Genomic DNA, 13,980 nt, shown 5'->3' on the forward strand with positions numbered 1-13,980 from the left:
TGTCCTGCCCTCAGTTGTTCTGCCCCGCCCTGCGCGCACGCGACGCCGCGCGCAGCGCAGCCGCCTTCTGTGCATCCGTACTCACGGTGGTGACGCCGCGCAGGCGCAGCGCATAGCCGCTTTCATGCCGCAAGTCGGCGTACTCCAGCGCATCCACACGACGCCCCTGCCGCTGCGCCACGTCCGGCAGCGTGTGCACCAAGCGCGACACGCGCTGCATCAGCAATTGCGTCGAGCCACTCCCCAGCTCCAGCACCGCACCGCTGTCCAGCGTGACCCGCCAGCCTCCATTCCCCGTGAGCTGCAACGAGTCGATGCCGGAACCCAGCGGCGCCAACGCGGGGGCCAGCTGGCGGTACATCTGCAGCAACTCCGCGGAGCGCTCGGGCGTGCCCATCAGGCGCGGCAGGTTGTCTTGCTCCAGGTCGCCCGCGTCGGCTTCAAAGACCTCGCCCCGGCTATTGACCAGGGTGTCACTGCCTTCGGCGCCCCAGTAGGCGACCACGTCGTGCTCCTGCAGCTGCACGCGCAATCCACTGGGGAACTCGCGGCGCACATATGCCTGCCGCACCCAGGGCACCTGCTCGAAGGCGCGGCGCGCGGCCTGCAGGTCGATGGTGAAGAAGTTGCCCACGAGTTGCGGCGCAACGTTGGCACGCAGGCTCAACGCGCTGGTGTGCACGAGGTCGCCCTCCACCACGATGCGCCCGATCGAGAACGCGGGATGGCGCAGCAGCCAGCCCCCGCCCACCGCCAGCACGGCCAGGGCGCAGCCCAGGAACAGGACCGTGGCGGTCATGTTCATGAGGCGAACGTCCAGCGGTGCGGGCAGCGTGTTGTTCATACCGGCTCCCGTCCTCCTGCCGCACCGGCCCGGCCCTGCAGCGCGTCCAGCGACGCGCTCGCCAGGATGCGCAGGCACAGATCGGGGTAGCTGACGCCGCTGGCATTGGCCGACATCGGCACCAGCGAGTGGCCGGTCATGCCGGGCGAGGTGTTGATTTCCAGCAGGAAGGGCTTGCGGTCGCTCGCGCGGATCATGATGTCGGCGCGCGCCCAGCCGCGGCAACCCAGCGTACGGTAAGCCTGCACGACGATGCGCTGGATCTCGCGCTCCTCGGCCTCGGGCAGGCCGCTCGGGCAGTGGTACTGCGTGACGTCGGTGAAGTACTTGTTCTGGTAGTCGTAGTTGCCCTGGGGCGCCTCGATGCGGATCACCGGCAGCGCGCGCGCCTCGGCGCCTTGGCCCAGTATGGGACAGGTGGTCTCGTCACCATCGATGAACTGCTCGCACAGCACCTCGGGGTCATGCTGCGCGGCCAGCCGATACGCCTGTTCGCACTGCCCCAGCGAAGTGACCTTGGTCAGGCCGATGGTGGAGCCCTCGCGCGAGGGCTTGACGATCATCGGCGCGCCCAGCTCCTGGAAGGCCTGGGCCGTCTCCGCACTGCTGGACACCAGGCGCCAGTCTGGCGTGGGCAGGCCGTCCGCGCGCCAGATGCGCTTGGTCATGATCTTGTCCATGGCGATGCTGGACGCCATCACGCCGGGACCGGTGTACGGAATGCCCAGCAGCTCCAGCGCGCCCTGCACCGTACCGTCCTCGCCATGGCGGCCGTGCAGCGCGATGAAGCAGCGGCTGTAGCCGTGGGCCTTGAGCTCCGACAGATCACTGTGCGCGGGGTCGAACGCATGCGCGTCCACGCCGCGCGAGCGCAGCGCCTGCAGCACGCCGCCGCCAGACATCAGCGACACCTCACGCTCGGCCGACGTGCCCCCCATGAGCACAGCCACTTTGCCCAGCGCCTTCACATCAATCTTGGGGTCGTTTTGGCTCATTGCGCCCGTCCTTCCTGCGCTAGCAGCTCATTTTTTTGCAGCAAATCAACCACCTTGGCGGGTACGCCACCGATCGAGCCCGCCCCCATGCACAGCACCACATCACCATCCCGGGCGCCCGCGGCAATGCGCTGCGGCATGTCGGCCACGTTGTCGATGAACACCGGCTCCACCGTCCCGGCCACGCGCAGTGCGCGTGCCAGCGACCGGCCGTCGGCCGCCACGATGGGCGCCTCGCCCGCGGCATAGACCTCGGTCAGCAGCACCGCGTCGGCTGTGCCCAGCACCTTGACGAAGTCCTCGAAGCAGTCGCGCGTGCGGCTGTAGCGGTGCGGCTGGAAGGCCAGCACCAGGCGCCGCCCCGGATACGCCCCGCGCGCGGCCGCAAGCGTGGCCGCCATCTCCACCGGGTGGTGCCCGTAGTCCTCGATGAGCGTGAAGTGCCCCCCACCCTGCGCGGGCAGGTCGCCGTGGCGCTGGAAGCGCCGCCCCACCCCGGTGAAACCAGCGAGTGCGCGCAGCAGGGCCTCGTCGGGCACGTTCAGCTCGGCCGCCACGGCGATCACCGCCAGGGCGTTGAGCACGTTGTGCTCGCCGGCCAGGTTGAGCACGACCTGCAGGTCCGGCAGCGTCACGCCGTTGCGTCGCTGCACGGTGAAATGCATCTGCGTGCCCACGGCACGCAGATCCACGGCGCGCACCTCGGCATCTTCGGACAGGCCGTAGCTCGTCACCGGGCAGGTCACCAGCGGCAGGATGTCGCGCACCGCCGGGTTGTCGATGCACAGGATGGCCGTGCCGTAAAACGGCATGCGGTGCAGGAAGTCCACGAACGCCTGCTTGAGCCGGCCGAAGTCGTGGCCGTAGGTCTCCATGTGATCGGCATCGATGTTGGTGACCACCGCCATCACGGGCAGCAGGTTGAGGAACGAGCCATCCGACTCGTCGGCCTCGACCACGATGTACTCGCCCTGGCCCAGCTTGGCATTGGTGCCCGCGCTGTTCAGCCGCCCGCCGATCACGAAGGTCGGGTCCAGCCCCGCCTCCCCCAGCACGCTGGCCACCAGGCTGGTGGTGGTGGTCTTGCCGTGTGCGCCGGCAATGGCGATGCCCTTGCGCAGGCGCATCAGCTCGGTCAGCATCAACGCGCGCGGCACCACGGGAATCTTGCGCTCACGTGCGGCCAGCACCTCGGGGTTGTCAGCCTGCACAGCGGTGGAGGTCACGACGGCGTCCGCACCAGCGATGTGCGCCGCCGCGTGGCCCACATGGGTGGCCACGCCCAGTGACTGCAGGCGGCGCAGCGTGGGGCTGTCGGCCAGGTCGGAGCCGGAAACCACATAGCCCAGGTTGTGCAACACCTCGGCAATGCCGCACATGCCGGAGCCGCCGATGCCGACGAAGTGGATGTGGCGAATGGCCTGCTTCATCGTGCCAGCCTTTCACATGCCGCGACGATGTCGCGGGTTGCGTTGATCTTTCGCATCGTGCGTGCCTTTTGCGCCTTGGCCAGCAGATCCTGGCGCTTCATGTTCTGCAGCATCTCGGCCAGGCCGTGGGCGGTCAGGTCGGCCTGCTGCACCAGCCAGCCCCCGCCCACCTTCACCAGGTACTGCGCGTTGGTGGTCTGGTGGTCGTCCACCGCGTGCGGGAATGGCACGAACACCGCCGCAGCCCCCACGGCCGCAATCTCCGTCACCGTGCTGGCGCCCGCGCGGCACAGCACCAGGTCCGCTTCGGCGAACGCGGCTGCGGTGTCCTCGATGAACGGCGTGAGCGTGGCCTCGACGCCCGCCGCCGCGTAGCTGCGGCGCAGCGCCTCGATCTGGGACTCTCCGCTCTGGTGGGTGACGATGGGTCGGTCCTGCTCATGGATCCATGCCAGCGCCTGGGGCACGATGTCGTTGAGCGCCTTGGCGCCCAGACTGCCGCCCACCACCAGCAGGCGCAGCGGACCTTCGCGCCCGGCAAGGCGCCGCTCGGGACGGGGCTGGCGCGTGAAGGCGCGCCGCATGGGGTTGCCCACCCACTGCGCATCGGGCAGCACATTGGGAAAGGCCGTGTAGACCCGCGTGGCCAGCCGCGACAGCAGCTTGTTGGCCATGCCGGGCACTGAGTTCTGCTCGTGCAGCAGCAGCGGCTTGCGCGCCAGGCGCGCGGCAATGCCGCCAGGGAAGGTGACGTACCCGCCCAGGCCGATCACCACGTCCGGCTGCAGCCGGCGCACGACCGCGCGCGCCTGCAGGCATGCGCGTGCCAGCCGCAGTGGCAAGGCCAGCAGTGTCTTCAGGCCCTTGCCGCGCACGCCGGAGAAGTCGATGGCCTCGAACGCGAAACCGCGCGGCGGCACCAGGCGCTCTTCCATGCTGCCGGGCGTGCCCAGCCAATGCACCTGCCAGCCACGTTCGCGCAGCGCCTCGGCCAGTGCCAGCCCAGGAAAGATATGTCCGCCCGTGCCACCGGCCATGACCAGCGCCGTGCGTTGGCGCGCGGGAAGGGAGTGCGCAGAGCGCTCCAGGACCTGCGTCGCGGGAAAATTGGACTGAACGCCCTCGCGCCGTCCGGCCCGCGCGCGCGCGGATCGCCCACGGCGGGGGTGCTGGCTGTGGCCGAAACGTGACGTCATGTCGGCGCTCCTGGTGCGCGGCGCGCGCGCAGGGGCATGGCAAGCCGGCAGTACCGACGCACTGCCACAAGCCCGGGGCGGTAAATAAGGTTCCTCATGCACGGCCTCCGCGCATGAGCAGCTTGTTTTCGTAATCCACACGCAGGACCACCGCGATGGCGACCAGGTTCATCAGGATGGCCGATCCGCCAAAGCTCATCAGCGGCAGCGTCAGCCCCTTGGTGGGCAGCGCCCCCAGGTTCACTCCCATGTTGATGAAGGCCTGAAAGCCCACCCAGATCGCCACGCCCTGGGCTACGAGGCCCGAGAACACGCGGTCCAGCGCGATGGCCTGGCGGCCGATGTGCATGATGCGCCGCGTCATCCACAGGAAGGCGACGATCAGCGTGAGCACACCCACCAGGCCAAATTCTTCGCCGATCACCGCCAGCAGGAAGTCGGTATGCGCCTCGGGCAGCCAGTGCAGCTTCTCGACGCTGCCACCCAGCCCCACACCGAAGATCTCGCCGCGGCCGATGGCGATCAGTGCATGCGAGAGCTGGTAGCCCTTGCCCAGGGCATGTTGCTCGCTGAACGGATCGAGGTAGGCAAACACGCGCTCGCGGCGCCAGGGTGAGCTGGCGATCATGATGGCGAAGGCCGCCACCAGCACACCCGCAATCAGGAAGAACATGCGCGCGTTCACGCCCCCCAGGAACAGGATGCCCATGGCGATCACCGCGATCACCATGAAGGCGCCCATGTCGGGCTCTGCCAGCAGCAGCGCACCCACCACCGCCACGGCGGCGGCCATGGGCAGCACGGCGCGAAAGAACCGCTCCTTGACCTCCATCTTGCGCACCATGTAGTCCGAGGCGTAGATCAGCACCGCGAACTTCGCCAGCTCGGACGGCTGGAAGTTCATGAACCCCAGGCTGAGCCAGCGCCGCGCGCCGTTCACCATGGTGCCCACGTGCGGTATCAGCACCGCGATCAACAGCACGATGGAGGCCACGAACAACCACGGCGCCATGCGCTCCCAGGTGTCCATCGATACCTGGAACGCGATCAGTGCCGCGACGAACCCCACGCCGATGGCAATCGCGTGGCGCAGCAGAAAGTGCGTGGGCGCGATGTTGCCAAAGCGCGGGTTGTCCGGCATGGCGATCGAGGCCGAATACACCATCACCACGCTGAAGGCCAGCAGCAGGACCACCACCCACAACAGCGCCTGGTCGAAGCCCAGCACGCGCGCGGGCGTGGCGGCCGTGCGACGGTATTCGGTGCCGCCCACGCGCACGGGCAGGACGTCGGCGTTTGCGGCCGGCGCGGCACCCGCCCAGGCCCGCATGCGCTGCCACAACGAGGGACGGGAAGCGGCGGTCGCGGCGGTCATGCCGTCCCTCCTTCCAGCGTCTGGCCGGCGTCTTCGGCCAGCGCCTGCACGGCTTCGCAGAAAACGCGAGCGCGGTGCGCGTAATTGTCGAACATGTCCAGGCTGGCGCAGGCGGGCGACAGCAGCACGGCGTCGCCCGCATGGGCGCGCTGTGTGGCCAACTGCACGGCCTCGGGCAGCGTGGCGGCGTCCTGCAGCGGCACGCCGCAGCCCTGCAGCGCGGCGCGGATCTGCGGCGCGTCGCGCCCGATCAACACCACCGCGCGCGCATAGCGCGCCACGGGCGCGGCCAGCGGCGAGAAGTCCTGACCCTTGCCGTCGCCACCCAGGATCACCACTAGGCGCCGGTCGGCGCCCAGTCCGGTCAGCGCAGCCACCGTGGCGCCCACGTTGGTGCCCTTGCTGTCGTCGAAGTACTCCACCTCGTGCACGATGCCCACGGACTCCACGCGGTGCGGCTCACCGCGGTATTCGCGCAGGCCGTAGAGCATGGGCGCGAGCGGGCAGCCCGCAGCCTGGGCCAGCGCCAGCGCAGCCAGGGCATTGATGGCGTTGTGCCGCCCGCGGATGCGCAGCGCGTCGGCGGGCATCAGGCGCTGGATGTGCAGCTCGGCGTCCTGCGCCTTGCCGCGCTTGGCCGTTTCGTCCGCCTCGTGTGCACGCACCAGCCAGGCCATGCCGCTGACCACCTCGATGCCGAAGTCCCCCGGGCGCTGCGGCATGTCGCCACCGAAGGTCACGTGTGCGCGCAACTGGGGTTTTTGCAGCTTCACGCGCACTGGCGGCGGCAGCAGGGCCATGACTTCCGCGTCCTCGCGGTTGAGCACCATGAGGCCGGTTTCGCCGAAGATGCGCCCCTTGGCCTGTGCGTAGGCCTGCAGGCTGCCGTGCCAGTCCAGGTGGTCCTGCGTGATGTTGAGCACGGCCGCGGCCGTGGGCTCGAAGCCCTGCACGCCATCGAGCTGAAAGCTCGACAGCTCCAGCACCCACACCTCGGGCAGCGTGCCCGCGTCGATGTGCTGCGCCAGCGTATCCAGCAGCGTGGGGCCGATGTTGCCGGCCACCGCCACGCGCTTGTCCGCGCACTCCACCAGCAGCCCCGTGAGCGAGGTCACGGTGGTCTTGCCATTGGTGCCAGTGATGGCCAGCACCGCGGGCGCGTAGCCCTGACCGGCGCGCAGCTCGCGCAGCGCCTGCGCATACAAACCCAATTCGCCTTCCACGCTTATCTGGCGGGCGCGAGCAGCTATAACAACAGGAGCAATCTCATTCGGACTCAGACCTGGCGAGCGGTATACCGCGTGCAGCGCGCGCCCCTGCACCAGGGTCTCATCGAAGGCGCCAGCGATGAACTCCACCTGGGGCAGTTCTGCGCGCAGCACCGCCAGCTGCGGCGGACTGCTGCGCGTGTCGGCCACGGTGACCTGCGCACCACAGCGCACACACCAGCGCGTCATGGCCAGGCCCGAGGCGCCCAGACCCAGCACCAGCACCTGCTTGCCGGCAAGCGCGGGCGGCGCCTGCGGGGCCTCCTCGGACGCGGCGGCGGGCTCCTCAACGGCGTGGTCCGCAGCCGGAGAAACGGGTGTGTCTTCAGCAGACGCGCCAGCGCCACCGTCCGCCGGAGCCGCGTCGGCAAAGATGCGCGCCACGAACTCGGCCGCGGCGGCCGCGGCTGACACCGCGGGTGCGGTGTAGTCATAGCGCGCCGCTGCATCTTGCGCGGGCGCTGGCAAGGGCGATAGATCCTGCGGCGGACTGTCGTGCGCCGCATCCTGCGGCAACGCGTCGTCCCGCTCCCCGGGCGCGGACGCGGGCGCCGGCGGCACAGTCGTCGCTGCGGCGCCGAATGCGTCGGGGTGCAGGGGATCGTGGTGGCCAGTGTTCATCGCAGCTTCAGCGTGGTCAGACCCACGAGGCACAACAGCATGGTGATGATCCAGAAGCGCACGACGACCTGCGTCTCCTTCCAGCCGCTCTTCTCAAAGTGGTGGTGCAGCGGCGCCATCTTGAGGAGGCGCCGGCCCTCGCCATACTTGCGCTTGGTGTACTTGAACCAGGTCACCTGCAGCATCACCGACAGCGCTTCCACCACGAAGATGCCGCCCATGATGGCCAGCACGATCTCCTGGCGCACGATGACCGCGATCGTGCCCAGCGCAGCGCCCAAAGCCAGCGCGCCGACGTCGCCCATGAAAACCTGGGCGGGGTGGGTGTTGAACCACAGGAAGGCGAGGCCCGCGCCCGCCATGGCGGCGCAGAAGATCAACAGCTCGCCCGAGCCGGCGATATAAGGGAACAGCAGGTATTTCGCATAGCCCGCGTTACCGGTCACGTAGGCGAAGATGCCCAGCGAGGCGCCCACCATGATCACGGGCATGATGGCCAGGCCATCCAGGCCATCGGTCAGGTTCACGGCGTTGCTGGAGCCCACGATCACCAGGTAGGTCAGGATCACGAAGCCCAGCACCCCCAGCGGGTAGCTCACTTCCTTGAAGAACGGCACCAGCAGGCCTGCCTTGGGCGGCAGGTCCATCGAAAAGCCGGACTGCACCCAGGTGATGAACAGCTCGAACACCCGCGTGTTGGAGTTCTCGGAAATGCTGAATACGAGGTACAGCGCGGCCAGCAGCCCGATCACCGACTGCCAGAAATACTTCTCGCGCGAACGCATGCCCTCGGGGTCCTTGTTGACCACCTTACGCCAGTCGTCCACCCAGCCGATGGCGCCAAACCCCAGCGTCACGGCCAGCACGATCCACACGAAACGGTTGGACAGGTCGAACCACAGCAGCGTGGAGATGGCAATGGAGCCCAGAATCAACACGCCGCCCATGGTGGGCGTGCCGCTCTTGGACAGGTGCGTCTGCATGGCGTAGCCGCGGATCGGCTGGCCGATCTTGAGCGAGGTCAGCATGCGGATGACCTTCGGCCCCGCGATCAGCCCGATGAGCAGCGCCGTCAGCGCCGCCATCACCGCCCGCAGCGTGAGGTACTGGAACACCCGCAGAAAGCTCAGCTCGGGCGACAGGCCTTGCAGCCATTGGGTCAGCATCAGCAGCATGCGGCTCCCCCTTGCGCGGCAGCGCCTGCGGCGCCGTCCTCATGCAGTGCCTGCAGCGCCTGCACGACCTGTTCCATCTTCATGAATCGCGATCCCTTCACCAGCACGCTGCCCACCGTGGGCAGGGCCTGCCCCACTGCGGCCTGCAGCGTGGCCATGTCCTTGAAATGCCGTGCGGCCGTCCCACAGGCCTGCACGGCGTGGGCGCTCAGGTCGCCCAGCGCAAACAGCTGCTCAATGCCGCGCGCACGGGCGTGCGCACCGGCCTCGGCGTGGAACTGCGACCCCTGGTCGCCCACCTCGCCCATGTCCCCCAGCACCAGCAGGCGCGGGGCAGGCAGTGCGGCCAACACCTCGATGGCCGCATGCACCGAGTCAGGGTTGGCGTTGTAGCTGTCGTCCACCACCGTGATGGAACGTCCCCCACAACGCACGGCCAGTGCGCGCGAGCGCCCGTTGACCGGCGCGAAAGCCGCCAGCCCTTGCCCAATGCTCGCCAGAGGCACCCCGGCCGCCAGCGCGCAAGCCGTGGCGGCCAGGGCATTGGTGACGTTGTGGCGCCCTGCGATGGCCAGCCGCGTATCGAATGCGCCGTTGGGGGTGTCGATGCGCACCTGCCATGCGCCGTCGCCCCATTGCGCTGCGGCGCAGCGCACCTCGCCCGCGGCCTCGCCAAAGGTCAGGCAGTGCCGCGTGTCGGCCAGCTCGCGCCACAAGGGCGTGAAGGCATCTGCCGCCGGGAACACAGCCGTGCCATCGGCCGTCAGGGCAGACAGCACGCTGCCGTTCTCGCGCGCCACGGCCTCCACCGTGTGCATGAATTCCAGGTGCTCGCGCTGGGCGTTGTTGACCAGGGCCACGGTGGGCCGGGCAATGTCCGCCAGATTCGCGATCTCGCCGGGATGGTTCATGCCCAACTCGACCACCGCAGCCTCATGGCCCGGCCGCAGGCGCAGCAGCGTGAGGGGCACGCCCACGTCGTTATTGAAGTTGCCCTGCGTGGCCAGCGCGGCGTCGCCTTTCCAGGCCCGCAGCACCGCCGCGATCATTTGCGTGACCGTGGTCTTGCCGTTGCTGCCGGTCACGGCGATCAGCGGCAGATCCCGCTGCGCGCGCCAGCCAGCGGCTAGCGCTCCCAGGGCGGCCAGGGTGTCGGGGACCTCGATGCCGGGCAGACCGGCGTCGGCCAGGCCCGCATGCGCAATGGCCGCCGCGGCGCCGGCCGCTCGCGCCTGGGACAGGAACTGGTGCGCATCGAAACGCTCACCCTTGAGCGCCACGAACAGGTCACCTGCGGCCAGGGTGCGGGTATCGGTGTGCGCGCGCGCGAGCGGCGTGGCACCTTCGCCGATCAGTCGCGCACCAGGAATGCGGGAGCGCAGCAGATCAAACGCCTGTTGCAGCGTCATCATGGGGGAGTTGTTCTGGTGGTGGCTCATGCCACGCCTCCTCGGCGCGCGAGCGCTGCACGCGCGTGCGCCATGTCGGAGAACGGCACACGCTGGCCCGCCGTCTCCTGGTAGTCCTCATGGCCCTTGCCGGCAATCAGCACCACATCGTTGGCGCCGGCATCGGCCAGCGCTTGCGCGATGGCCGCGGCGCGGTCGACCTCGGCACGCACGCTGGTGCCTGCAATCGTGCCCAGCAGGATCTGATGGATGATGGATTGCGGCTCCTCACCCCGCGGGTTATCGCTGGTGACGATGACCTCGTCGGCCTCGCGCTGTGCCACGGCTCCCATCAGCGGACGCTTGCCGGCGTCGCGGTTGCCACCGCAGCCGAACACGCACCACAGCCGCCCTCCGCGCTGCGCCGCCACGGGCTTGAGCGCGGCCAGCGCCTGGTGCAGCGCATCGGGCGTGTGGGCATAGTCCACAGCCACCAGCGGCTGGCCAGCGGCCGCCAACTGCTCCATGCGCCCGGGCACGGGCCGCAGGCGCGCACAGGCCTGGAGCGCCTGCGCCAGGGGCACCCCCAGCGCACGCATGCCTGCAATCACGCCCAGCAGGTTGGACACGTTGTACAGGCCGATGACCTGGGTTTGCAGCACCTCGGTATGCGCGCCTTCGGCCACCGTGAAGGCCAGGCCGGCACCCGTGTGCACGATGTGCTTGGCCTGCAGGCGGGCGGGGCCCTGCAGAGAGACGCTCCACAGATCCAGGTCGCTGCCCTGCAGCTCGGCGTGCAGAGCGGCGCCCTGCGGGTCGTCCACATTCACCACAGATGCGCGCAGCCCCGGCCAGTCGAACAGTGCGCGCTTGGCCTGCCAGTAGGCGGCCATGCCCGGGTGGTAGTCCAGGTGGTCCTGCGTGAAGTTGGTGAACAGCGCCACGTGAATGCGTGTGCCGTCCAGGCGGTGCTCGGCCAGGCCGATAGACGATGCCTCGATGGCGCAGGCGCGATGGCCCGCTTCCGCAAACTGCGCGAAGGCGCGCTGCAGGCGCACCGGGTCGGGGGTCGTCATGCCCGTGGTCTGCAACGCTGGCGGCACGCCCATACCCAAAGTACCCACCAGCGCGCATCCAGCAAGCGCTGGCAGCTCTTTTTTTGATAGCTGATTGAGCGCATCCGCCAGCCACCAGGCCGTGCTGGTCTTGCCGTTGGTGCCGGTCACGGCCAACACCTGCAGGCGCTGGGTAGGGTGGCCGAACCACTCGGAGGCAATCATGCCGGTCGCGGCCTTGAGGCCGCGCAGCGCCGCGATGTGGTCTCCCGCGAGGGCGAAGGGCTCCACGCCCTCGCACTCCACCAAGCAGGCGGCAGCGCCGCGCGCCACGGCGTCGCCCACGTGGGCGCGCCCGTCCGTGGCCGCGCCGGGCCAGGCGATGAACCCATCGCCTGGCTGGATCAGGCGGCTGTCCGTCTGCAGCGTACCCGTGACGCGCTGGCGCAGCCAGTCCACGGCCTCATGCAGGGTGGTGAGCGTGTGCAGTGCGTTCACAGCGATTCCTCCACACCGTTGGAGACGATGAGCGGCTTGACGGCCATGTCGGGCGCCACGCCCATCATGCGCAGGGTCTGCTGCACCACTTCACTGAACACCGGCGCCGCGACCGCACCGCCGTAGATCACGCCGTTGCTGGGTTCGTCGACCATCACGGCCACGATGATGCGCGGGTGGTCGATGGGCGCAAGCCCGGTGAACCAGGCGCGGTACTTGCCCGAGGCGTAGCTCTTGCCCACCTGCTTGCGCGCCGTGCCGGACTTGCCGCCCACGGAATAGCCCACCGTCTGCGCCTTCTGGCCCGTGCCGCCGGGCCCCGCGGCCATCTGCAGCATCTTGCGCACCTGGTTGGCGGTGCGTTCGGAGAACACGGGCACGCCCACGGGCGCTTCGTGGGTCTTCAGCATGGTGGCGGGAATCACCTTGCCGCCGTTGGAAAACACGGTATAGGAGCGCGCCATCTGGAACAGGCTGGCCGACAGCCCGTAGCCGTAGGACATGGTGGCCTGCTCGATAGGACGCCAGCTTTTGTAGGGGCGCAGCCGCCCGCTCGCCACCCCCGGAAAGGCGATCTGCGGCTTTTGCCCGAAGCCGACGGCAGAGAAGGTTTCCCACATTTCCTGCGCCGGCAGCTGCATCGCGATCTTCGTGGTACCCACGTTGCTGGACTTCTGGATCACGCCCTCCACGGTCAACAGCCCGTAGTTGTGCGTGTCGCTGATCGTCGAGCCGGTGATGGTCAAGCGGCCTGGCGTGGTGTCCACGCTGGTTTCGGGCTTGAAGCGGCCGCTCTCCAGCGCCAGCCCCACCGTGATGGGCTTGATGGTGGAGCCGGGTTCGAACACGTCGGTGAGCGCGCGGTTGCGCAGTTGCTCGCCCGTCAGGTTCTGGCGCTTGTCGGGCACATAGCTGGGGTAGTTGGCCAAGGCCAGCACCTCGCCCGTGCGCGCATCCAGCACCACCACGCTGCCGGCCTTGGCCTTGTGCGCCTGCACGGTGTCGCGCAACTTCTGGTAGGCGAAGAACTGCACCTTGCTGTCGATGGACAGCTGCATGTCCTTGCCATCCACGGGCGGCACTTCGGCGCCTACGCCCTCCACCACGCGGCCCAGGCGATCCTTGATCACGCGGCGCGACCCCGGCTTGCCCGCCAGATCCTTGTCGAAGGCCAGCTCCATGCCTTCCTGGCCGTGGTCTTCCACGTTCGTGAAGCCCACCACGTGCGCGGCGGCTTCGCCCTCGGGATACTGGCGCTTGTATTCCTTGCGCAGGTAGATGCCCTTCAGCCCCAGGGCGGTGACCTGCTGGCCCACGTCCCAGTCGAGCTGGCGCTTGATCCAGACGAAGGTCTTGTCCTCGTCGGCCAGCTTGCCCTGCAGCGTGGACAGCGGCATGTCCATGAGACGCGCCAGGTCCTTGAGCTTGGCGCGCACCTCGGGTTTGGCCATTTCCACATCTTCAGGGATGGCCCAGATGCTGGCCGCCGGAACGCTGGAAGCGAGGATGAGGCCATTGCGGTCGAGGATGCGGCCCCGGTTGGCCGGCAGCTCCAGCGTGCGCGCAAAGCGCACCTCGCCCTGGCGCTGAAAGAAGTCGTTGCCAATCACCTGCACGTAGGCGGCGCGCCCCGCCAGGCCCACGAAACCCAGCGCCACCAGGGCGACGATGAACTTGCTGCGCCAGACAGGTGTCTTGCTGGCCAGCAGAGGGCTGGAGGTGTAGTTGACGCTGCGGCTGCTCACGGCGCGCGCCCCTCGCCGGCTGGCACGGCGACGTTACCGCCGTCGGTCACGTATTCGGTAATGGCCGGCGTGGCGGTACGCATCTGCAGCCGGTCGCGCGCCAGGCGCTCCACGCGCAGCGGCGTGGCCTGCGCGCGCTTGTCCACCTGCAGGCGCTGGTGCTCGGTTTCCAGGCGGCGCGACTCAGCCACCGCGCGATCGAGTTCGGTGAACAGCCTTCGCGACTGGTATTGCGTATGCACGAGGTATAGCGCGCTGGCCATCACCGCCAGCAGCAGCACAAGGCTGATGCGCGTCATCGCCCGCCTCCCGTGTGCCCTGCAACGCTCGAAGGACTGTGCCGCGAAGCGAGCCCGCCCCGCGCATGCGCGTGCAGCGGCGTGGCGACAT

Annotated in this window: 11 protein-coding genes; all 11 read right to left on the minus strand. The window is 68.8% G+C overall.

Going from position 1 to position 13,980, the window contains the following annotated elements; all coding sequences use genetic code 11:
- Positions 1-10 precede the first annotated feature (10 nt).
- Positions 11-844, minus strand: coding sequence for a cell division protein FtsQ/DivIB (locus PCQ86_RS17075; RefSeq protein WP_015914260.1), 834 nt, complete (start codon positions 842-844; stop codon positions 11-13).
- The gene (locus tag PCQ86_RS17080; protein ID WP_270174287.1) at positions 841-1,839 is read right to left on the minus strand and encodes a D-alanine--D-alanine ligase; all 999 of its coding nucleotides are present in this window, start codon (positions 1,837-1,839) and stop codon (positions 841-843) included. Before PCQ86_RS17080 ends, PCQ86_RS17075 begins: the two co-directional genes overlap by 4 nt.
- Positions 1,836-3,269: a UDP-N-acetylmuramate--L-alanine ligase gene (murC, locus tag PCQ86_RS17085; protein ID WP_270174288.1), complete on the minus strand. Its 1,434-nt coding sequence runs from the start codon at positions 3,267-3,269 to the stop codon at positions 1,836-1,838. Before murC ends, PCQ86_RS17080 begins: the two co-directional genes overlap by 4 nt.
- Positions 3,266-4,465 (minus strand): undecaprenyldiphospho-muramoylpentapeptide beta-N-acetylglucosaminyltransferase, encoded by a 1,200-nt coding sequence (murG, locus tag PCQ86_RS17090; protein WP_123676128.1) that lies wholly within the window; start codon positions 4,463-4,465, stop codon positions 3,266-3,268. Before murG ends, murC begins: the two co-directional genes overlap by 4 nt.
- A gap of 94 nt (positions 4,466-4,559) precedes the next feature.
- Positions 4,560-5,840 (minus strand): putative lipid II flippase FtsW, encoded by a 1,281-nt coding sequence (gene ftsW, locus PCQ86_RS17095; RefSeq protein WP_015914263.1) that lies wholly within the window; start codon positions 5,838-5,840, stop codon positions 4,560-4,562.
- Entirely contained in the window at positions 5,837-7,729 is a 1,893-nt protein-coding gene (gene murD, locus PCQ86_RS17100; protein WP_270174289.1) for a UDP-N-acetylmuramoyl-L-alanine--D-glutamate ligase, read from the minus strand. Before murD ends, ftsW begins: the two co-directional genes overlap by 4 nt.
- Positions 7,726-8,904, minus strand: coding sequence for a phospho-N-acetylmuramoyl-pentapeptide-transferase (mraY, locus tag PCQ86_RS17105; protein WP_088888341.1), 1,179 nt, complete (start codon positions 8,902-8,904; stop codon positions 7,726-7,728). The genes murD and mraY overlap by 4 nt, the downstream gene beginning before the upstream one ends.
- The gene (locus PCQ86_RS17110) at positions 8,895-10,343 is read right to left on the minus strand and encodes a UDP-N-acetylmuramoyl-tripeptide--D-alanyl-D-alanine ligase (protein ID WP_270174290.1); all 1,449 of its coding nucleotides are present in this window, start codon (positions 10,341-10,343) and stop codon (positions 8,895-8,897) included. Before PCQ86_RS17110 ends, mraY begins: the two co-directional genes overlap by 10 nt.
- Positions 10,340-11,845, minus strand: coding sequence for a UDP-N-acetylmuramoyl-L-alanyl-D-glutamate--2,6-diaminopimelate ligase (locus tag PCQ86_RS17115; RefSeq protein WP_270174291.1), 1,506 nt, complete (start codon positions 11,843-11,845; stop codon positions 10,340-10,342). Before PCQ86_RS17115 ends, PCQ86_RS17110 begins: the two co-directional genes overlap by 4 nt.
- Entirely contained in the window at positions 11,842-13,590 is a 1,749-nt protein-coding gene (locus PCQ86_RS17120; protein WP_103737184.1) for a peptidoglycan D,D-transpeptidase FtsI family protein, read from the minus strand. The genes PCQ86_RS17115 and PCQ86_RS17120 overlap by 4 nt, the downstream gene beginning before the upstream one ends.
- The gene (gene ftsL, locus PCQ86_RS17125; RefSeq protein WP_123676125.1) at positions 13,587-13,889 is read right to left on the minus strand and encodes a cell division protein FtsL; all 303 of its coding nucleotides are present in this window, start codon (positions 13,887-13,889) and stop codon (positions 13,587-13,589) included. The genes PCQ86_RS17120 and ftsL overlap by 4 nt, the downstream gene beginning before the upstream one ends.
- Positions 13,890-13,980: the final 91 nt, after the last annotated feature.

It is taken from the genome of Diaphorobacter sp. ED-3, assembly GCF_027625375.1.
Taxonomy (GTDB): Bacteria; Pseudomonadota; Gammaproteobacteria; order Burkholderiales; family Burkholderiaceae_C; genus Diaphorobacter; species Diaphorobacter nitroreducens.